At 62.6% G+C, this 19650-nt stretch carries 19 protein-coding genes; 13 read left to right on the top strand and 6 right to left on the bottom strand.

Features of this window, described 5'->3' with window-relative positions:
* Positions 1–109: 109 nt before the first annotated feature.
* The 6 genes from rpsF to LOY51_RS24220 all read left to right on the top strand — a co-directional run bounded on the left by rpsF (position 110) and on the right by LOY51_RS24220 (position 6188).
* Entirely contained in the window at positions 110–535 is a 426-nt protein-coding gene (gene rpsF, locus LOY51_RS24245) for a 30S ribosomal protein S6 (protein WP_110996123.1), read from the top strand.
* A 28-nt stretch (positions 536–563) separates the two neighbouring features.
* On the top strand, positions 564–794 hold the full coding sequence (rpsR, locus tag LOY51_RS24240) for a 30S ribosomal protein S18 (RefSeq protein ID WP_003249563.1): 231 nt from the start codon (positions 564–566) through the stop codon (positions 792–794).
* A 35-nt stretch (positions 795–829) separates the two neighbouring features.
* Entirely contained in the window at positions 830–1696 is an 867-nt protein-coding gene (locus LOY51_RS24235) for a hypothetical protein (protein WP_125860648.1), read from the top strand.
* 20 nt (positions 1697–1716) lie between these two features.
* Positions 1717–2163 carry a 50S ribosomal protein L9 gene (gene rplI / locus LOY51_RS24230; RefSeq protein WP_011535934.1) on the top strand — a complete coding sequence of 149 codons (447 nt, stop codon included), beginning with the start codon at positions 1717–1719 and terminating at the stop codon, positions 2161–2163.
* Between the two features lie 112 nt (positions 2164–2275).
* Positions 2276–3673, top strand: a complete 1398-nt coding sequence (dnaB, locus tag LOY51_RS24225; RefSeq protein ID WP_110996121.1) for a replicative DNA helicase — start codon at positions 2276–2278, stop codon at positions 3671–3673.
* 214 nt (positions 3674–3887) lie between these two features.
* Positions 3888–6188: a YgiQ family radical SAM protein gene (locus LOY51_RS24220; RefSeq protein WP_125465748.1), complete on the top strand. Its 2301-nt coding sequence runs from the start codon at positions 3888–3890 to the stop codon at positions 6186–6188.
* Between the two features lie 139 nt (positions 6189–6327).
* Here the strand turns inward: LOY51_RS24220 and LOY51_RS24215 are convergent, their stop codons facing one another.
* Entirely contained in the window at positions 6328–6915 is a 588-nt protein-coding gene (locus tag LOY51_RS24215; RefSeq protein ID WP_125860646.1) for a cytokinin riboside 5'-monophosphate phosphoribohydrolase, read from the bottom strand.
* Positions 6916–7259: 344 nt separating this feature from the next.
* On the opposite strand from LOY51_RS24215, the gene azu reads away from it, so the two are divergent.
* On the top strand, positions 7260–7709 hold the full coding sequence (gene azu, locus LOY51_RS24210) for an azurin (RefSeq protein ID WP_110992991.1): 450 nt from the start codon (positions 7260–7262) through the stop codon (positions 7707–7709).
* 111 nt (positions 7710–7820) lie between these two features.
* Here the strand turns inward: azu and nadE are convergent, their stop codons facing one another.
* Together nadE and pncB are read right to left on the bottom strand one after the other, a co-directional pair.
* A complete protein-coding gene (gene nadE / locus LOY51_RS24205) occupies positions 7821–8648 on the bottom strand; it encodes an NAD(+) synthase (protein WP_125860644.1) in 828 nt (275 codons plus the stop codon).
* Between the two features lie 3 nt (positions 8649–8651).
* Positions 8652–9857, bottom strand: a complete 1206-nt coding sequence (pncB, locus tag LOY51_RS24200; protein ID WP_110992989.1) for a nicotinate phosphoribosyltransferase — start codon at positions 9855–9857, stop codon at positions 8652–8654.
* A gap of 508 nt (positions 9858–10365) precedes the next feature.
* On the opposite strand from pncB, the gene LOY51_RS24195 reads away from it, so the two are divergent.
* The 6 genes from LOY51_RS24195 to LOY51_RS24170 all read left to right on the top strand — a co-directional run bounded on the left by LOY51_RS24195 (position 10366) and on the right by LOY51_RS24170 (position 16899).
* Positions 10366–11502: a branched-chain amino acid ABC transporter substrate-binding protein gene (locus LOY51_RS24195; RefSeq protein ID WP_110992988.1), complete on the top strand. Its 1137-nt coding sequence runs from the start codon at positions 10366–10368 to the stop codon at positions 11500–11502.
* 154 nt (positions 11503–11656) lie between these two features.
* Positions 11657–12571 (top strand): ABC transporter permease subunit, encoded by a 915-nt coding sequence (locus LOY51_RS24190; protein ID WP_110992987.1) that lies wholly within the window; start codon positions 11657–11659, stop codon positions 12569–12571.
* 2 nt (positions 12572–12573) lie between these two features.
* Complete coding sequence (livM, locus tag LOY51_RS24185) at positions 12574–13875, top strand: high-affinity branched-chain amino acid ABC transporter permease LivM (RefSeq protein ID WP_110992986.1); 1302 nt, start codon at positions 12574–12576, stop codon at positions 13873–13875.
* Positions 13872–14747: an ABC transporter ATP-binding protein gene (locus LOY51_RS24180; protein WP_125860640.1), complete on the top strand. Its 876-nt coding sequence runs from the start codon at positions 13872–13874 to the stop codon at positions 14745–14747. Before livM ends, LOY51_RS24180 begins: the two co-directional genes overlap by 4 nt.
* Positions 14744–15460, top strand: a complete 717-nt coding sequence (locus tag LOY51_RS24175; protein ID WP_125465742.1) for an ABC transporter ATP-binding protein — start codon at positions 14744–14746, stop codon at positions 15458–15460. Before LOY51_RS24180 ends, LOY51_RS24175 begins: the two co-directional genes overlap by 4 nt.
* Before the next feature lie 671 nt (positions 15461–16131).
* On the top strand, positions 16132–16899 hold the full coding sequence (locus tag LOY51_RS24170) for an SDR family oxidoreductase (protein WP_125465741.1): 768 nt from the start codon (positions 16132–16134) through the stop codon (positions 16897–16899).
* Between the two features lie 115 nt (positions 16900–17014).
* Here LOY51_RS24170 and LOY51_RS24165 read toward each other — a convergent pair whose 3' ends face one another.
* The 3 genes from LOY51_RS24165 to LOY51_RS24155 form a co-directional block, all read right to left on the bottom strand.
* The gene (locus LOY51_RS24165; RefSeq protein WP_125860638.1) at positions 17015–18103 is read right to left on the bottom strand and encodes an AGE family epimerase/isomerase; all 1089 of its coding nucleotides are present in this window, start codon (positions 18101–18103) and stop codon (positions 17015–17017) included.
* A gap of 200 nt (positions 18104–18303) precedes the next feature.
* Entirely contained in the window at positions 18304–18936 is a 633-nt protein-coding gene (locus tag LOY51_RS24160) for a TetR family transcriptional regulator (RefSeq protein WP_125465739.1), read from the bottom strand.
* A gap of 122 nt (positions 18937–19058) precedes the next feature.
* Positions 19059–19649, bottom strand: a complete 591-nt coding sequence (locus LOY51_RS24155) for a phage infection protein (protein WP_125860636.1) — start codon at positions 19647–19649, stop codon at positions 19059–19061.
* Position 19650: the final 1 nt, after the last annotated feature.

Below are 19650 nucleotides of genomic sequence, written 5' to 3'. Positions count from 1 at the left end.
CCAGCTGGCCGGTGCGCATGCGCCTACACGCCGGGGCAAGACTTACAGTGTCATTCACTCCTTGTCTGACCAGATACGCTGGCAGACTACTAACCCGTAAGGAGCATTCATGCGTCATTACGAAATCATCTTCCTGGTCCACCCGGATCAGAGCGAGCAAGTCGGCGGCATGGTTGAGCGTTACACCAAGCTGATCGAAGAAGATGGTGGCAAGATCCACCGCCTGGAAGACTGGGGCCGTCGTCAACTGGCCTACGCAATCAACAATGTTCACAAGGCTCACTACGTGATGCTGAACGTTGAGTGCACCGGCAAGGCCCTGGCCGAGCTGGAAGACAACTTCCGCTACAACGATGCCGTGATCCGTAACCTGGTCATCCGTCGTGACGAAGCCGTTACCGGCCCGTCCGAGATGCTCAAGGCAGAAGAGAACCGCAGCGAGCGCCGTGAGCGTCGCGAACGTCCTGACAGTGCTGATGGCGTCGATGGCGACGACAGCAATGACAGCGACAACAGCGATAACGCTGACGAGTAATCCACGGACCTTTTGAGGAGCCAATCACATGGCACGTTTCTTCCGTCGTCGTAAATTCTGCCGCTTCACTGCTGAAGACGTGAAAGAGATCGACTTCAAAGATCTCAACACCCTGAAAGCTTACGTATCCGAAACCGGCAAGATCGTTCCAAGCCGCATCACCGGTACCAAAGCTCGTTATCAGCGTCAGCTGGCTACCGCTATCAAGCGCGCCCGCTTCCTGGCCCTGCTGCCCTACACCGACAGCCACGGCCGCTGAGACCGGGTCGTCGACTTAAGTAGCAAGGGATAAGCATGCGAGCGTTGGCAAGTTTCATCATGCGCGGTCGTGTGCAGGCCACCTTCGTGGTGGTCATCAGTGCGGTACTGCCGCTGCTGTTCTGGTTGAGTGCCGCCGCCGGGAGCCTGGTGTTCCTGCGGCGTGGTTTCAAGGATGCTTCATCGGTCATCGCCTGGGGCCTGTTGCCGGCGGTGATCATGTGGTACTTCGGCGAACCCAGCACCTTGCTGGTGTTTTTGGGAACGCTGGGCCTGGCTGCGCTGTTGCGTGCCGGGCACTCCTGGAGCCGGGTGCTGCTGTCCAGTGTCGTATTAGGCTTGCTGTACAGCCTGATCCTGGATGCGGTGCTGCGCGAGACCTTCGAGGTGCTGGCCAAGGCGCTTGAAAAAGCCCTGCCGCAGTTCGAAGGCAAACCCGTACTACCTGGTGAGCTGATCGGCCCTTTGCTGGTCGCTTCCAGTGCGGTAATGCTGCAGCTGTTCAGCCTGCTGGCTTTGATGCTGGCGCGCTATTGGCAGGCAGCGTTGTACAACCCCGGTGGTTTCGGCCGCGAGTTTCGCGAACTGAGGCTACCGCTGGTGCCCATGCTGGCACTGGTGTCGCTGATGGCGCTGGGTCCGTTTATCGGGTCTCAGTTCATCGTGCTGGCATCGGCCTCCAGCCTGGTACTGCTTCTGGCTGGCATCGCCCTGATTCATGGGTTGGTGGCGCAGGGGCGACTGGCCGGGTTCTGGCTGGTGGGGATGTACGTGACGTTGCCGCTGCTCATGCAGCTGATGTATCCGTTGCTCGTGGTTTTGGCCATTGTCGACAGCCTGATTGATTTTCGCGGTCGCAAGTCCCCTTCGCAGGGTGACGATTCCGCGAACGGTGAAGGTTAAAAGTTAAGAGGTTTTACCAAATGGAACTGATCCTGCTGGAAAAAGTCGCCAACCTGGGCAACCTGGGCGACAAAGTAAACGTTAAGGCCGGTTACGGCCGTAACTTCCTGCTGCCGTTCGGCAAGGCCACCGTTGCCAACGCCGCCAACCTGGCCGCGTTCGAAGAGCGCCGCGCTGAGCTGGAAAAAGCCGCAGCAGACAAGAAAGCATCGGCTGAAAGCCGTGCTGCCCAACTGGCCGAGCTGGAAGTGACCATCACTGCCACCGCTGGCGACGAAGGCAAGCTGTTCGGTTCGATCGGCACCCACGACATCGCTGACGCCCTGACCGCCTCCGGCGTTGAAGTGGCCAAGGCTGAAGTTCGTCTGCCGAACGGCACCATCCGTCAGGTTGGCGAATACGACGTAGCCGTGCACCTGCACAGCGACGTTGAAGCCACCGTACGTGTGGTCGTCGTAGCTGCCTAAGCTGCGCAATCGGCTGGTCCCTCGCGGGCCAGGCGGTTAACATCGGGCACGGTCCTGTTTCCTACAGGCCGTGCCCTTTGTTTTATCATCCCCCCAGAATTCTTTCGTGGCCATGAACGAGATTACCCATCCGGAACAGCTCGACCTGCAAACCGCTGCCCTGAAGGTGCCGCCGCATTCCATCGAGGCCGAACAGGCCGTGCTCGGTGGCCTGATGCTGGACAACAACGCCTGGGAGAAGGTGCTGGATCAGGTGTCGGATGGCGATTTCTATCGGCATGACCACCGCCTGATCTTCCGCGCCATCCACAAGCTGGTCGACGCGAACCACCCGTTCGACGTGGTGACGCTGCACGAGCAGCTGGACAAGGAAGGCGTCTCCACCCAGGTCGGCGGCCTGGCCTATCTGGCTGAACTGGCCAAGAACACGCCGTCGGTGGCCAACATCAAGGCCTACGCCGCGATCATTCGCGAGCGGGCCACGCTGCGCCAGCTGATCAGCATCAGTACCGACATCGCCGACAACGCCTTCAACCCCCAGGGGCGCAACGCCGAGGAGATCCTCGACGACGCCGAGCGGCAGATCTTCCAGATCGCCGAGGCGCGGCCGAAGACCGGTGGCCCGGTGGGCGTCAACGAGCTGTTGACCAAGGCCATCGATCGCATCGACACGCTGTTCAACTCCGACAGTGACATCACCGGTGTCTCTACCGGTTACACCGACCTCGACGAGAAGACCAGCGGCCTGCAGCCCGCCGACCTGATCATCGTTGCTGGCCGTCCGTCGATGGGCAAGACCACCTTCGCCATGAACCTGGTGGAAAACGCCGTACTGCGCAGCGACAAGGTGGTGCTGGTGTTCTCCCTCGAGATGCCAGGTGAATCGCTGATCATGCGTATGCTCTCGTCCCTCGGCCGGATCGATCAGACCAAAGTGCGTTCCGGTCAGCTGGACGATGACGACTGGCCGCGCCTCACTTCCGCGGTCAACCTGCTCAATGACCGCAAGCTGTTCATCGACGACACCGCCGGCATCAGCCCCTCGGAAATGCGTGCCCGTACCCGCCGCCTGGCCCGTGAGCACGGCGAGATCGCCATGATCATGGTCGACTACCTGCAGCTGATGCAGATCCCGGGCTCTGCCGGTGACAACCGCACCAACGAGATCTCCGAGATCTCCCGCTCGTTGAAAGCCCTGGCCAAGGAATTCAACTGCCCGGTCATCGCCCTGTCGCAGCTCAACCGCTCCCTGGAGCAGCGCCCCAACAAGCGCCCGGTCAACTCCGACCTGCGTGAATCCGGTGCAATCGAGCAGGACGCCGACGTGATCATGTTCGTCTACCGCGACGAGGTGTATCACCCCGAGACCGAGCACAAGGGCGTGGCAGAGATCATCATCGGCAAGCAGCGTAACGGCCCCATCGGCTTCATCCGCCTGGCGTTCATCGGCAAGTACACCCGCTTCGAGAACCTCGCGCCGGGTATGTACAACTTCGACGACGACGAATAAACCTCCCGGGATCCAACTGGCCCCTGTGGGAGCGGGTTTACCCGCGAATGCGATGTCGAATGTTCCATCGCCTTCGCGGGTAAACCCGCTCCCACAGGGGTCAGTGTTTTCCTGGTCGATCCAAATGAATCCGACCACCACCGTCGGATTTGGTCAAAATTTGTGCTATATTCCGCGCCCGCGATTTCCCTGCACACCAGAACCGGTCACTGACATGCAAGCAGCCAAACCACTCTACGACTATCCCAAGTACTGGGCCGAATGCTTCGGGCCAGCGCCGTTCCTGCCGATGAGCAGGGAGGAGATGGATCAGCTCGGCTGGGATTCCTGCGACATCATCATCGTGACCGGTGACGCCTACGTCGACCATGCGTCGTTCGGCATGGCCATCATCGGCCGCCTGCTCGAGGCCCAGGGCTTCCGGGTGGGCATCATTGCCCAGCCGAACTGGCAGTCCAAAGACGACTTCATGAAGCTCGGCGAGCCGAACCTGTTCTTCGGTGTCGCGGCCGGCAACATGGACTCGATGATCAACCGCTACACCGCGGACAAGAAGATCCGCTCCGACGACGCCTACACCCCTGGCGGCTTGGCCGGCAAGCGCCCGGACCGCGCCAGCCTGGTGTACAGCCAGCGCTGCAAGGAAGCCTACAAGCACGTGCCGATCGTGCTCGGCGGCATCGAGGCCTCGCTGCGCCGCATCGCCCACTACGACTACTGGCAGGACAAAGTCCGCCACTCGATCCTGGTGGACGCCAGCGCCGACATCCTGCTGTACGGCAACGCCGAGCGGGCCATCGTCGAGGTCGCCCAGCGCCTGTCCCAGGGCGAGCCCATTGAGCAGATCACCGACGTGCGCGGCACGGCGTTCATTCGCCGCGACACGCCCCAGGGCTGGTACGAGATCGACTCCACCCGCATCGACCGTCCGGGCCGGGTCGACAAGATCATCAACCCCTACGTCAACACCCAGGACACCCAGGCCTGCGCCATCGAGCAGGCCAAGGGCGAGCAGGACGACCCGAACGAAGCCAAGGTGGTGCAGATCCTCGACAGCCCGCAGATCACCCGGGAAAAGTCGGTGATCCGCCTGCCATCGTTCGAAAAGGTGCGCAACGACCCGGTGCTCTATGCCCACGCCAACCGCGTGCTGCACCTGGAGACCAACCCCGGCAACGCCCGCGCCCTGGTGCAGAAGCACGGCGAGGTGGATGTGTGGTTCAACCCGCCACCCATCCCTATGACCACCGAAGAAATGGACTACGTGTTCGGCATGCCCTACGCGCGTGTTCCGCACCCGGCCTATGGTAAGGAACGCATCCCGGCCTACGAGATGATCCGTTTCTCGGTCAACATCATGCGTGGCTGTTTCGGTGGCTGCACCTTCTGCTCGATCACCGAGCACGAAGGCCGGATCATCCAGAACCGCTCGCACGAGTCGATCCTGCACGAAATCGAAGAGATGCGTGACAAGGTGCCAGGCTTCACCGGCGTGGTCTCCGACCTTGGCGGCCCGACCGCCAACATGTACCGCATCGCCTGCAAGAGCCACGAGATCGAGAAGCACTGCCGCAAGCCGTCGTGCGTGTTCCCCGGCATCTGCGAGAACCTCAACACCGACCACAGCTCGCTGATCGAGCTGTACCGCAAGGCCCGCGCCTTGCCGGGGGTGAAGAAGATCCTGATTGCCTCGGGCCTGCGCTACGACCTGGCGGTGGAATCGCCGGAGTACGTGCGCGAGCTGGTGACCCACCACGTCGGTGGCTACCTGAAGATTGCCCCGGAGCACACCGAGCGTGGCCCGCTGGACAAGATGATGAAGCCGGGTATCGGCACCTACGACCGCTTCAAACGCATGTTCGAGAAGTTCTCGAAAGAGGCGGGCAAGGAGCAGTACCTGATCCCGTACTTCATTGCCGCGCACCCGGGCACCACCGACGAAGACATGATGAACCTGGCCCTCTGGCTCAAGGGCAACGGCTTCCGCGCCGACCAGGTGCAGGCGTTCTACCCGTCGCCCATGGCCTCGGCCACGGCCATGTACCACTCGGGCAAGAACCCGCTGCGCAAGGTCACCTACAAGAGCGAAGGGGTGGAGATCGTCAAGAGCGAGGAGCAGCGTCGCCTGCACAAGGCGTTCCTGCGCTACCACGATCCGAAGGGCTGGCCGATGCTGCGTGAAGCGCTGGAGCGTATGGGCCGCGCCGACCTGATCGGCCCGGGCAAGCACCAGTTGATCCCGCTGCACCAGCCGCAGACCGACAGCTACCAGAGCGCCCGGCGCAAGAACTCCACGCCGGCCGGCAGCCACAAGGTGGGCAAGGAGCAGAAGATCCTCACCCAGCACACCGGCCTGCCGCCGCGTGCCAGCGATGGCAGCAAGCCGTGGGACAAGCGCGAGAAGGCCAAGGCCGAAGCGTTCGCCCGCAACCAGCAGGCGGCCAAGGAGCGCAAAGAGGCGGCCAAGGGTGGCGGCAAGGGCAAGAAGCCGCGTCAGCCAGTCATTCCGCGCTGACCTTCAAGGCAGCATGAGATCCCTGTGGGAGCGGGTTCATCGAAGCGTCGAACCGCCGCGAATGCGATGGTCGATCCACCGACGCATTCGCGGGTAAACCCGCTCCCACAGGCTCAGGTGTTTGCCGCATCAATCGAGATCAATCCGGCTTCTTGTCCACCCACTTCGGCGCCACTGGCGCGACGAAGCTGTCCATCGCCTCCAGCAACTCATCCGGCTGCTGCGCCAACTGCAACATCGCCCGGTGCTGCGGCCGTACGAAGCCTTCCTCGACGATATGGTCGAGGAACCCGCCCAGCTTCTCGTAGAACCCGTTCACATCCAGCAAGCCCAGCGGCTTGGCGTGATACCCCAGCTGCCCCCAGGTCCACACCTCGAACAGCTCCTCCAGCGTCCCCAGCCCACCCGGCAGGGCGATGAAGGCATCGCTGAGTTCGGCCATGCGCGCCTTGCGCGCGTGCATGCCGTCCACCACTTCCAGACGGGTCAGGCCCTTGTGGCCGATTTCGGCGTTCATCAGGCTTTCGGGGATGATCCCGACCACTTCACCACCCGCGGCCAGCGCGGCGTCGGCCACGGTGCCCATCAGGCCCACCGCGCCGCCGCCATAGACCAGCGTCAGGCCCCGGCGGGCGATGGCCTGGCCCAGGGCGATGGCGGCTTCACGGTAGGCGGGGTTGGCGCCGATACTGGCGCCGCAGAACACACAAACGGAACGTACAGGCATGGCTTGTCTCCCTTCACAGGGGGCACAGGGTAAGGCTCTAGCCTGACACTTCCAAGGCTATTCACTCTGGGCGGGAGAATTCGCAGGCCGCGCCGGTGGCGCCCTGGGCGTAGGCGGCGAGCAGGCTGTTCATGAAACTTGAGAGGGACATTTCAGTTACTCCTAAATGAAAGGTTGTCCCATCGTCTATCAAGAGGGCATGATGTGCTCTTTGATTGGTTGTATACAATCCATTGAACAATTCAACTGGCTGGCCACTTGACACCCCTTGACCCACATCAGGGCTGGGTTGCATGGTTTCAGGCAGTCTCGCAATTGATAAAACCCTGCCAAGGAGATTCATGATGTTTGCGAAAGCTGTAGCGGTATCCCTGCTGACCCTCGCCAGCGCCTCTGTCTTTGCAGCCGAATGCTCGGTCACTGTCGAGTCGACTGACCAGATGTCCTACACCAGCAAAGAATTCACCGTCGACAAGAGCTGCAAAGAGTTCACCGTGAAGCTGACCCACTCGGGCAGCCTGCCGAAGAACGTCATGGGCCACAACCTGGTGATCAGCAAGACTGCCGACATGCAGGCGATCGCCACCGAAGGCATGAGCCAGGGCATCGACAAGGGCTACTTGAAAGCAGATAACGCCAACATCATCGCCCACACCGCGATGATCGGCGCGCCAGAGAAAGAGACTGAAGTGAAGTTCGACACCTCGAAGCTTGAAGCCGGTGGCGACTACAGCTTCTTCTGCACCTTCCCGGGCCACATCTCGATGATGAAGGGCAAGGTCGTAGTTAAGTAACGACTAACTGAGCCACAAACGTGGGAGCGGGCTTGCCCCGCGATGGCGATGGTGAATCCACCATCGCCATCGCGGGGCAAGCCCGCTCCCACAGGTCGTTTTATGACTTGATCAAGGCGCGAACGGCAGTTCGCGCTTGTGCTGGGTCTTGCGGTAGGTGCCGACGATGATGTCGAACGCCGCCTGATCGACCGGCTGGCCATGCAGGAAGGCATCGATCTGCTGGTAGGTGACGCCGTGGGACGCCTCGTCCGGCTTGCCCGGTTCCAGGTCTTCCAGGTCGGCGGTCGGCACTTTCTCCACCAGCGATTCCGGCGCGCCAAAGCTGCGCGCAATCGCCCGCACCTGGTTCTTCACCAGCCCGCTCAGCGGCGCCAGGTCGCAGGCACCATCACCAAACTTGGTAAAGAAGCCCATCACCGCCTCGGCGGCGTGGTCGGTGCCGATCACCAGGCCCGCGCGGGCGCCGGCGATGGTGTATTGCGCCACCATGCGCATGCGCGCCTTGGTATTGCCGACGACGAAGTCCACCAGGCTCGGCGAGCCACCTTCCAGCGCTTTTACTTCAGTGGCCAGGGCGCGTACCGCCGGGGCGATGTCGACGGTGTGCACTTCATCGGCCTTGATCACGTCCAGGCAGGCCTGGGCGTCGTGCTCGTCGTGCTGCACCTGGTACGGCAGGCGCACGGCGATGAAGGTGTAGGCCTTGTCGCCGGTCTCGCTGCGCAACTCGTTGATGGCGCGCTGGGCGAGCAGGGCGGCGGTCAGCGAATCGACGCCGCCGCTGATGCCCAGCACCAGGGTCTTGAGCCGGGCGTTGGCCAGGCAGTCCTTGATGAACGCCACGCGCCGGGCCACTTCCTGCTCGAGCGCGGCGGTATCGGCGAAGGGGGGCTGCACCTTGAGCGCCTGGGCAATCTCCTGCTGAACGGCTTGCATGGGTTACTCCTTGCTGGGGATTTTGAATACGTGACGCAGGTAGGCGACGAAGTTCTGGTCGCGGCACTGGGTCTTGGCGGCTTCGTCGGAGATCTTCGCCACTGGCGAGCCGTTGCAGTCGGTCATTTTAAGCACGATGTTCATGGGCGCCACACCGGGGATGTCGCACGTCAGGTTGGTGCCGATGCCAAAGCTGACGTTGATCCGACCGCGCAGGGCACGGAAGATTTCCAGTGAACGGGTCAGGTTCAGGCCATCGGAGAACACCAGGGTCTTGGTCATCGGGTCGATGCCCAGCTTCTGGTAATGGGCGATGGCTTTCTCGGCCCAGGCCACCGGCTCGCCCGAATCGTGGCGCAGGCCGTCGAACAGCTTGGCGAAGTACAGGTCGAAATCCTTCAGGAAGGCATCCATGGTGATGCAGTCGGTCAGGGCGATGCCCAGCAGCCCGCGGTATTCACGTACCCAGCAGTCCAGCGCGGCGCTCTGGCTGTCGATCAGCCGTGGGCCGAGTTGCTGGTGGGCCATGAACCATTCATGGGCCATGGTGCCCAGCGGCTTGATATCCAGTTTCCATGCCAGGTCGACGTTGCTGGTGCCGACGAAACGGGCCGGGAAATCATCGCGTAGCACCCGCACCACTTCCGCCTGCACCCGGCTGGAAAAGCGCCGGCGGGTGCCGAAGTCGGCCACCTGCAGTTCGGCCAGTTCGTCATCGCTGGCATGGGCGCGCAGCCAGTCGAACTTGCGGTGTAGCTGGTCACGCGCCTCGGCCAGGCGCATGTGCGGGTGCAGGTGGCGGTTGCGCACTTCGCTGATGATCGCCAGCAGGGGTATTTCGAAGAGGATCACGTGCAGCCACGGGCCACGCAGGCGCAGGCTCAGCTGGTCATTTTCGATGCCTAAGCGCACGTAGCGCAGGTTGAAGCGGAACAGCCGCAGGAAACGCAGGAAGTCGGGCTTGAGAAAGCTGATGCGCTCGAGGAAGGCTAGCTGGCCATCATCCAGGGTGAGCTCGCTGAGCAGTTCCAGCTGGTGGCGGATTTCGCCCAGGTAGGGGCGCAGGTCTTCGCCATTGCGGCAGCGAAACTCCCACTCGACGTCGGCGTCCGGGTAGTTGTGCAGCACGCCCTGCATCATCGTCAGCTTGTAGAAATCGGTGTCGAGCAGGTTGTGCACGATGCGCTCGGCGAATGCGCTCTCGCTCATCAGGGGGAAGCTCCAAAGCGGGCAATGGCGGCTATTGTGCCAGTCTTTGAGGTGTTGTTGCGCCTATGCCGGCCCCTTCGCGGGTAAACCCGCTCCCACAGGTCAGGTGCCATCCTGTGGGAGCGGGTTTACCCGCGAAAGGGCCGGCGCAGGCAAAGCAGGTCTTTTTCCGTGCACCGGCTAGCCTTCAAACGGTGCTGCCTGTAGCAGTCGCGCACCAGCGGTGTGCAGTTCGGTGACGTCGGCTGTTACAGGGCGGTTGCACGTTAACACTTGCAAGGGTTGCAATGATGGCACTCGATGGTTGCTCCTTGTCTAGGCGTTTGGGTGGCGCTCACCCTGCGGCAGACGGTTGCACGCTCAATAAAGAAAAGGCCGTCGGTCGCCTCTTATCCCCCTGCACAGTGAGTTTTCCCGGAATGCAAAACCAATGGCACGGCCCTTGCTCGGAGCACAGGGTTGATGAAGTTGTAGTGCCAACCAAAAAAAACTCTAGGAGCACCACCTCATGTCGCAGACGTTTTACAAGAAAGGTTTCCTGGCACTGGCAGTAGCCACAGCACTGGGTGTTTCTTCGTATGTTCAGGCCGACGTCAAGATCGGTGTTGCGGGCCCCATGACCGGTGCCAACGCAGCGTTTGGCGAGCAGTACATGAAAGGTGCCCAGGCGGCAGCCGACAAGATCAACGCCGCCGGCGGGGTGAACGGCGAAAAGATCGTCCTGGTCAAAGGTGACGACGCCTGTGAACCCAAGCAGGCCGTGGCCGTGGCCAACCGCCTGGTGGACCAGGACAAGGTGATCGGTGTGGTCGGTCACTTCTGCTCCTCCAACACCATCCCCGCCTCCGAGGTGTATGACGAGGCTGGCGTGATCGCCATCACCCCGGGCTCCACCAACCCGCAGGTCACCGAGCGCGGCCTGTCTGCAATGTTCCGCATGTGTGGCCGTGACGACCAGCAGGGCATCGTCGCCGGCGACTACATCGTCGACGTGCTCAAGGGCAAGAAAGTGGTCGTGCTGCACGACAAGGACACCTACGGCCAGGGCCTGGCCGACGCGACCAAGGCACAGCTGATCAAGCGCGGCGTCACGCCGGTACTGTACGAAGGCCTGACCCGCGGTGAGAAGGACTTCAGCGCCGTGGTCACCAAGATCCGCGCCGCCGGTGCCGACGTCGTCTACTTCGGTGGCCTGCACCCAGAGGCCGGCCCGCTGGTACGCCAGCTGCGCGAGCAGGGCCTGAAGGACGTCAAGTTCATGTCCGACGACGGCATCGTCACCGACGAACTGGTCACCACCGCTGGCGGTGCTCAATACGTCGATGGTGTGTACATGACCTTCGGCGCCGACCCGCGTCTGCTGCCCGACAGCAAGGCGGTGGTCGAGGAGTTCCGCAAGAATGGCACCGAGCCGGAAGGCTACACCCTGTACGCCTACGCTTCGCTGCAGGCCCTGGCCGCCGGCTTCAACGGCGCCAAGTCGAACAAGGGCGAGGACGCCGCCAAGTGGCTCAAGGCCAACCCGGTCAAGACCGTCATGGGCGAGAAGAAGTGGGACAGCAAGGGCGACCTGACCGTGTCCGACTACGTGGTCTACCAGTGGGATAAAGACGGCAAGTACCACCAGCTCGAAAAACAAAAATAACCAGGGTGGGGCCCGGGCCTGCAAGCCCGGGCCAACGCCCCCGCAGCAGCTGTCTTTATTCGTAGATCTGCACGGTTCTGCGCCGCAACGGCCACTTCATCCGTGGCCCGCCGTGGTCGGCGCTCGTGCAATCTCAATCAGGTGAGATTGCGTTATGGATGGTATTTTCCTGCAGCAACTGGTCAACGGCCTGACCCTCGGGTCGGTCTATGGCCTGATCGCCATCGGCTACACAATGGTCTATGGCATCATCGGCATGATCAACTTCGCGCACGGCGAGGTGTACATGATTTCCGCGTACCTCGCGGCGATCAGCCTGGCATTGCTGGCCTACTTCGGCATCGAGTCGTTCCCCTTGCTGATGCTCGGCACGCTGTTGTTCACCGTCGTCGTCACCGGCGTCTACGGCTTCACCATCGAGCGCATCGCCTACAAACCCCTGCGCAACTCCACCCGCCTGGCACCGCTGATCAGCGCCATCGGCATCTCGCTGATCCTGCAGAACTACGCACAGATCAGCCAGGGCGCCCGCCAGCAGGGCGTACCCACGCTGCTCGAAGGCGCCATGCGTATCGACGTTGGCAGTGGTTTCGTACAACTGACCTACACCAAGATCTTCATCCTGGTCGCCGCGTTCGTCGGCATGGGCCTGCTCACCTACGTGATCAAGTACACCAAGCTCGGCCGCATGTGCCGCGCCACGCAACAAGACCGCAAGATGGCCTCCATTCTGGGTATCAACACCGACCGGGTGATCTCCTACGTGTTCGTCATCGGCGCGGTGATGGCCGCACTGGCGGGCGTGTTGATCACCATGAACTACGGCACCTTCGACTTCTATGCCGGCTTCATCATCGGCATCAAGGCATTCACCGCCGCCGTGCTTGGCGGTATCGGCTCGCTCCCGGGCGCCATGCTTGGCGGGATCATCCTGGGGATTTCCGAGTCGCTGTTCTCCGGCCTGATCAACTCCGACTACAAGGACGTGTTCAGCTTCTCGCTGCTGGTGATGATCCTCATCTTCCGTCCCCAAGGCCTGCTGGGTCGCCCGCTCGTGGCTAAGGTGTGAACATGTCCGCTGCCAATACTGCCCCTGCTGTTGCAAACAAAGGTTTCGATCTCAAACGCAGCCTGCTGGAGACCATAGTCGCCGGCCTGCTGGCCCTCATCGTATTTGGCCCGGTCGTCGGCGTGGTACTCGACGGCTACACCTTCAACGCCCAGCCGACCCGCGTGGCCTGGCTGGTCGGCGGGGTGATGGTCGGGCGCTTCGTGCTCAGCCTGTTCCTGCAGACCGCCACCGGCCTGCGCATGCTCCAGGGCTTCGACAGTGGTGGTTCGGGCGTGCACGTGCTGGCGCCGGACTACAAGTCGCGCCTGCGCTACATCATTCCGGCGCTGATCGTGATTGCCATCGTGTTCCCCGTCTTCGCCAACAAGTACCTGCTGACCGTGGTCATCCTCGGCCTGATCTACGTGCTGCTGGGCCTGGGCCTGAACATCGTGGTCGGCCTGGCCGGCCTGCTCGACCTGGGTTACGTGGCGTTCTACGCCATTGGCGCCTACGGCCTGGCGCTCGGCTACCAGTATCTGGGCCTGGGCTTCTGGAGCGTGCTGCCGCTGGCGGCCATCGCCGCCGCGCTGGCGGGGTGCATCCTCGGCTTCCCGGTGTTGCGGATGCATGGCGACTACCTGGCGATCGTGACCCTGGGCTTTGGTGAAATCATTCGCCTGGTGCTGAACAACTGGTTGTCGTTCACCGGTGGCCCCAACGGCATGCCGGCGCCATCGCCGACCATCTTCGGCCTGGAGTTCGGTCGCAGGGCCAAGGACGGCGGGGTGCCGATCCATGAGTTCTTCGGCTTCGAATACAACGCCAACCTCAAGTTCGTGTTCATCTACGCGGTGTTGTTCCTGGTAGTGCTGGCCGTGCTGTACATCAAGCACCGCTTGACCCGCATGCCGGTCGGCCGTGCCTGGGAGGCGCTGCGCGAAGACGAGATCGCCTGCCGCTCGATGGGCCTGAACCACGTGCTGGTCAAGCTCTCCGCCTTCACCCTCGGTGCCTCTACCGCAGGCCTTGCCGGCGTGTTCTTCGCCACCTACCAGGGCTTCGTCAACCCGTCGTCGTTCACCTTCTTCGAGTCGGCGCTGATCCTCGCCATCGTCGTGCTCGGCGGCATGGGCTCGACCGTGGGCGTGGTGATTGCCGCATTCGTGCTGACCGTGGCCCCCGAGCTGCTGCGCAGCTTCTCCGAGTACCGCGTGCTGCTGTTCGGCGTATTGATGGTGCTGATGATGATCTGGCGACCACGGGGGCTGATCCGCATCAGCCGTACTGGTGTGGTCCCGCGTAAAGGAGTGGCGCCATGAGCGACGAAATCATTCTGTCGGTCGACAACCTGATGATGCAGTTCGGCGGGATCAAGGCGCTCAGCGATGTCAGCCTGAAAGTGAAGCGCAACCAGATCTTCGCCCTGATCGGCCCCAACGGCGCCGGCAAGACCACCGTGTTCAACTGCCTGACCGGCTTCTACAAGGCCAGCGGCGGGCGCATCGAACTGAACGTGCGCGGCAGCACAACCAACGTCATTCAGCTGCTGGGCGAGCGTTTCCGGCCCTCCGACTTCGTGTCCCCCGCGCGTTTCGCCAACCGCATGTACTACAAGATGTTCGGCGGTACCCACCTGGTAAACCGGGCGGGGCTGGCGCGTACTTTCCAGAACATCCGCCTGTTCAAGGAAATGTCGGTGGTGGAGAACCTGCTGGTGGCCCAGCACATGTGGGTCAACCGCAACCTGCTGGCCGGGGTGCTCAACACCAAGGGCTACCGCCAGGCCGAGAGCGAGGCGCTGGACCATGCCTTCTACTGGCTGGAGGTGGTCGACCTGGTCGACTGCGCCAACCGCCTGGCCGGTGAGCTTTCCTATGGCCAGCAACGCCGTCTGGAGATCGCCCGGGCCATGTGCACAAGGCCCAAGATCATCTGCCTGGACGAACCGGCCGCCGGCCTCAACCCGCAGGAAACCGAGGCGCTCAGCCGCATGATCCGCGTGCTGCGCGACGAGCATGACATCACCGTGGTGCTGATCGAGCACGACATGGGCATGGTCATGAGCATTTCCGACCATATCGTCGTGCTCGACCACGGCAACGTGATCGCCGAAGGCGCGCCGCAGGATATCCGCCACAACCCGACGGTGATCGCCGCCTACCTGGGTGCTGATGAAGAGGAACTGGTATGACCGCACCCATTCTCGAACTGAAGGATCTCGAGGTGTTCTACGGGCCGATCCAGGCCCTGAAGAAAGTCTCGATGCACATCAACGAAGGCGAGACGGTAAGCCTGATCGGCGCCAACGGTGCGGGCAAGTCGACCTTGTTGATGTCGATCTTCGGCCAGCCCCGGGCGGCCTCCGGGCAGATCATCTACCGTGGCACCGACATCACCCGCAAGTCGTCGCACTACATCGCCTCCAACGGCATCGCCCAGTCCCCCGAAGGGCGCAGGGTGTTCCCCGACATGACCGTCGAGGAGAACCTGATGATGGGCACCATCCCCATCGGCGACAAACATGCCGATGAGGACATGCAGCGCATGTTTACGCTGTTCCCCAGGCTCAAGGAGCGGCGTAACCAGCGGGCGATGACCATGTCCGGCGGCGAGCAGCAGATGCTCGCCATCGCCCGGGCGCTGATGAGCCGGCCCAAGCTGCTGCTGCTTGACGAACCGTCGTTGGGGCTGGCGCCGATCGTGGTCAAGCAGATCTTCGCCACCCTGCGCGAACTGGCGCAGAGCGGGATGACCATCTTCCTCGTGGAGCAGAACGCCAACCATGCGCTGAAGCTCTCGGACCGTGCCTATGTGATGGTCAACGGGCAGATCCGCATGACCGGGACCGGGCAGGAGCTGTTGGTCAACGAGGAGGTGCGTAACGCCTATCTGGGCGGGCACTGATTGTTTCCGGGGCCGCTGCGCGGCCCCTTCGCCGGCAAGCCGGCTCCCACCCTGACCGCATGAACCTGCTTCTGTGGGAGCTGGCTTGCCAGCGATGCGGCTTCCCAGCAGCATGTGGACAACTTGTCGCATATCTTTCTCGAAGCACTCCACAACCCCCTCGCAAGCCCTTGTTTCCACAGGTACAAAACTTTCCACGGATTGTGTGGAGCCGCCTGTGGAAAACATGGTGGCACCTCGCTGTACCCCTTTGTTTTCAAGGTCTTCAAGAGGTTGTACGTTTTTTGATCATGTACGCTTTGTGGTTGATTCAACGAGTGTTTTTGCCAGCAGGAGGACCTGTCCACAAGGGCCGGATATCTGTGGATAACTCTGTGCAAAAACCTTGGACAGACTGCCGCAAGCGGCATGGTTGAAAGCGTTGCGCCATCACTGAAAGATTTCCACAGGACCTCGGCCGAACAAAAGGTTCCACGCAACCGACGAGTTGCCCCCAATCCGTGGGGAAAGGCTTGTGGATAAGGTGCGCATAGCTCTCTCAGGACCATCTAGCACGGGGCCTTCAAGGCTTTGGTCGTTTTTTGATCAGGCATCGAAACGGTTGTCGCCAGGGCGTGCGCCGGGCATGCTGCGAGGCCTGCAGCACCTAATCCACAGCCAAGGAGAAGAGCATGACATCCACCGTATTCATTACTGGCGCGACTTCCGGTTTTGGTGAGGCCACCGCCCGCCGTTTCGCCGAGGCCGGCTGGAAGCTGGTCCTCACCGGCCGTCGCCAGGAGCGCCTGGATGCCCTGCGCGCCGAGCTGTCGGCCAAGACCGAAGTGCACACCCTGGTGGTCGATGTGCGTGACCGCAAAGCCATGGAGGCGGCCATCGCCAGCCTGCCGCCGGCCTTCGACAAACTGCAGGGCCTGGTCAACAACGCCGGACTGGCGCTGGGTGTCGATGCCGCGCAGAACTGCAGCCTGGACGACTGGGAAACCATGGTCGACACCAACATCAAGGGCCTGATGTACACCACCCGCCTGCTGCTGCCACGCCTGATCGCCCACGGCCGTGGTGCGTCGATCCTCAACGTCGGCTCGGTGGCGGGCAACTACCCGTACCCAGGCGCCAACGTGTACGGCGGCACCAAGGCGTTCGTCGGCCAGTTCTCGCTGAGCCTGCGTTGCGACTTGCGCGGTACCGGGGTGCGGGTGAGCAACATCGAGCCAGGACTGTGCGAGAGCGAGTTCTCGCTGGTGCGCTTCGGCGGCGACCAGGCCAAGTACGACGCCACCTATGCAGGCGCCGAGCCGATCCAGCCGCAGGACATTGCCGAGACCATCTTCTGGATCCTCAATCAACCGGCGCACATCAACATCAACAGCCTCGAGCTGATGCCGGTGAGCCAGGACTGGGCAGGGTTCTCGATCGACCGCTCGGCCAAGGCCTGAATCAACTGACAAGGCCCGCTTTGCGGGCCATTCGCGAGGCAAGCTCGCTCCCACAGATGATGCGCAAAACCTGTGGGAGCGGCGGTGCGCCGCTGCGACTTGCCCCGCGATTGCGTCAGTCCAGGCGCTGCAAACCTTCCAGGCAGGTCGCCAAGTGATAGGGCGTGGTCGAAGGCATGTCATGCCGGCTGACCGCGCCATTGCCATCCCGGCACTCATGCCAGCCGCCGTCATGCAGGAACTGCCCCTGAAGGGCCTGCAGCTGCCCAAGCAATTTTTCATCGCTGGCCGAGCGCAGCACCAGCGCCCGCAGGTACTCCGCCTGGGCCCAGATCCGCTGGGTGGCGTCGAGCACTTTGCCGTCCACATCCAGCATCGCCAGCACCGCCGAATCCTTCACCCCGCACTGTTCGGCGTAGCCGAACGCACGGCTGATGGAGGCATGCAGCGGCGTGCCGCGCAGCAGCGGCGAGCTGTCGAGCAGGTAGAACCATTCGAACTGATGGCCAGGCTCGAACCAGTTATCCACAGCCCCGCGCGGTTTCTCCAGCATCAGGCCGTGTTGCGGTTCGACGAATTGCGCCTGCAGTGCTTCGCACAGCTGCAGCAGCGACTGGCGTACGTCGTCGTCCTCGCGCACGGCCAGCACCTGCAGGAAAGCTTCGGCCAGGTGCATCTGTGGGTTCTGCAACGGGCCGCTGCCCAGGTCCGACCAGTCTTCACCCAGGCTGGCCTCGTACAGGCCATCGTCACGGGCGAACTGCTCGGCAACCACTTCCAGGGCGCCATTGAGCGTGGCTTCCACCAGACCTTCACCGACCTTGCCCCAGTAATGGGCGCAGGCGAAGACGATGAAGGCGTGGGTATAGAGATCCTTGCGCCGGTCCAGCGGCTTGCCTTCGGCGTCGATGCTGTAGAACCAGCCGCCGTGCTCGGCGTCATGGAAGTGCTTTTGCAGCGAGCGGAACAGTGCCGCCGCGCGTTCGGCAGCGCCCGGTTGTTCGATGCGGCTGCTGAACAGGTACAGCTGGCGCGCGCAGGCCATGGCGCGGTAGCGCTGTACCGGCAGCGGGCGGTGTTGGGCGTCCAGGGCTTCATAGGGCAGCGCCATCTCGGCGTTCCAGCCCGGGCCTTGCCACAGCGGCACGATGCGTTCGGCGAAGTGCTGTTGAAAACGGGTCAAAGCAAGGCGGGGGTCGGACATGCTGGCGCTCATGGACGGTCGGGCAGGGCGCCATGGTAGCAGAACTGGGGGTATGGGTTGCCTGTGCTGGCCCCATCGCTGGCAAGCCAGCTCCCACAAGTATCGAGGCTGACGCCTGCTCTGTGGGAGCAACTGTCTTTGTAGGAGTGATTCCCTGTGGGAGCCGGCTTGCCGGCGATGGGGCCGGTACAGGCAAGGGATCAGCCTGGGTTCCCCAACCCCTGCCAATGCCGCGCACCCACGAAGATGAAGCGCAGCTGCTGGGTGATCTTCTCTTGCGCCGTCATCACCTGCGGGTTGCCCGGCTCCGGGCTGTCGATCAGCTCCGGCAGGGTGGCGAACACGGTCTTGACCACCAGGTCGGCCATCACCGCCAGGGCCGCGCCGTCCAGGTGCTGCCAGCGCGGCATGCGCGCAAGGTCGGTGGCCAGGTCGCTGCTGATGTCCTGGCGCAGGCGGGCGATGGCCTGGCGTACGGCTTGCGAACCGCCGTACTGTTCGCGGGCCAGGAACAGGAACTGAGCACGGTGGGCGTTGACTACATCGAGGAAGATGCGCACCGAGGCGTCGGTGATGCCGCCTAGCTCGAATTCGTTGTGCCGCACCAGGCGAATGGTCTGGCGGAAGGTGGTGTCGATTTCGGCGACCAGGGCCAGGCCCAGGGTGTCCATGTCGGGGAAGTGGCGATAGAAGCCAGTGGGCACGATGCCGGCAGCCTTGGCCACTTCGCGCAGGCTGATGCTGCCAAAGCCACGGCCGCTCTCCATGAGCTGGCAGGCGGCGTCCAGCAGGGCCTGGCGGGTCTGTAGCTTCTGTTCGGCACGCGGCAGCATGGGACGGGATTCTGTGGCTGTGAGGCCGGCCATTCTGGATAAAAAAACAAAGCCCGGTCAATGGACCGGGCTAGGTGGGGAGCAGATACAGCGGGGCGGTTTGTTGTTTTCGGCCATGGCGATCAGCTCACACGGCTGAGTTCGACGAGGCGATCCGAGCCACCTTCGGCAACGCGGTTGTTGCGTTCGATCAGACGGTCCGAGCCACCTTCGGCGACGCGGTTGTTGCGTTCGATCAGACGGTCCGAGCCACCTTCGGCGACGCGGTTGTTGCGTTCGATCAGACGGTCCGAGCCACCTTCGGCGACGCGGTTGTTGCGTTCGATCAGACGGTCCGAACCACCTTCGGCGACGCGGTTATTACGTTCGATCAAGCGATCCGAGCCACCTTCGGCGACGCGGTTGTTGCGTTCGAGCAGACGATCCGAGCCACCTTCGGCGACGCGGTTATTACGTTCGATCAAGCGATCCGAGCCACCTTCGGCGACGCGGTTATTACGTTCGATCAGACGATCCGAGCCACCTTCGGCAACGCGACCGGCACGTTCCTGCAGGCGTTCGGCGCCACCTTCAGCCAGGGTGTTCAGCGGCTGGGCAACAGTGGCTGCGCTGGAGCGCGATTCGGCGCTCAGGTGCTGGTCTTCGGCAGGCAGGGCGAAAGCGTTGGCGGCAAGTACGGACAGGGTCAGGCTCAGCAGCAGATGGCGTTTCATG

The organism is Pseudomonas sichuanensis, assembly GCF_024749065.1.
GTDB lineage: Bacteria > Pseudomonadota > Gammaproteobacteria > Pseudomonadales > Pseudomonadaceae > Aquipseudomonas > Aquipseudomonas sichuanensis.
This window is presented reverse-complemented; position numbering and strand designations above follow the sequence as displayed.

Coding starts and splice junctions, on each gene's coding strand:
- rplI (WP_011535934.1), top strand. CDS start 1,717: ATGGAACTGATCCTGCTGGAAAAAGTCGCCAACCTGGGCAACCTGGGC.
- rpsR (WP_003249563.1), top strand. CDS start 564: ATGGCACGTTTCTTCCGTCGTCGTAAATTCTGCCGCTTCACTGCTGAA.
- LOY51_RS24235 (WP_125860648.1), top strand. CDS start 830: ATGCGAGCGTTGGCAAGTTTCATCATGCGCGGTCGTGTGCAGGCCACC.
- pncB (WP_110992989.1), bottom strand. CDS start 9,857: ATGAGCGAGAGCGCATTCGCCGAGCGCATCGTGCACAACCTGCTCGAC.
- dnaB (WP_110996121.1), top strand. CDS start 2,276: ATGAACGAGATTACCCATCCGGAACAGCTCGACCTGCAAACCGCTGCC.
- LOY51_RS24175 (WP_125465742.1), top strand. CDS start 14,744: ATGACCGCACCCATTCTCGAACTGAAGGATCTCGAGGTGTTCTACGGG.
- azu (WP_110992991.1), top strand. CDS start 7,260: ATGTTTGCGAAAGCTGTAGCGGTATCCCTGCTGACCCTCGCCAGCGCC.
- livM (WP_110992986.1), top strand. CDS start 12,574: ATGTCCGCTGCCAATACTGCCCCTGCTGTTGCAAACAAAGGTTTCGAT.
- LOY51_RS24160 (WP_125465739.1), bottom strand. CDS start 18,936: ATGCTGCCGCGTGCCGAACAGAAGCTACAGACCCGCCAGGCCCTGCTG.
- LOY51_RS24180 (WP_125860640.1), top strand. CDS start 13,872: ATGAGCGACGAAATCATTCTGTCGGTCGACAACCTGATGATGCAGTTC.
- LOY51_RS24195 (WP_110992988.1), top strand. CDS start 10,366: ATGTCGCAGACGTTTTACAAGAAAGGTTTCCTGGCACTGGCAGTAGCC.
- LOY51_RS24170 (WP_125465741.1), top strand. CDS start 16,132: ATGACATCCACCGTATTCATTACTGGCGCGACTTCCGGTTTTGGTGAG.
- nadE (WP_125860644.1), bottom strand. CDS start 8,648: ATGCAAGCCGTTCAGCAGGAGATTGCCCAGGCGCTCAAGGTGCAGCCC.
- LOY51_RS24155 (WP_125860636.1), bottom strand. CDS start 19,649: ATGAAACGCCATCTGCTGCTGAGCCTGACCCTGTCCGTACTTGCCGCC.
- rpsF (WP_110996123.1), top strand. CDS start 110: ATGCGTCATTACGAAATCATCTTCCTGGTCCACCCGGATCAGAGCGAG.
- LOY51_RS24220 (WP_125465748.1), top strand. CDS start 3,888: ATGCAAGCAGCCAAACCACTCTACGACTATCCCAAGTACTGGGCCGAA.
- LOY51_RS24215 (WP_125860646.1), bottom strand. CDS start 6,915: ATGCCTGTACGTTCCGTTTGTGTGTTCTGCGGCGCCAGTATCGGCGCC.
- LOY51_RS24165 (WP_125860638.1), bottom strand. CDS start 18,103: ATGTCCGACCCCCGCCTTGCTTTGACCCGTTTTCAACAGCACTTCGCC.
- LOY51_RS24190 (WP_110992987.1), top strand. CDS start 11,657: ATGGATGGTATTTTCCTGCAGCAACTGGTCAACGGCCTGACCCTCGGG.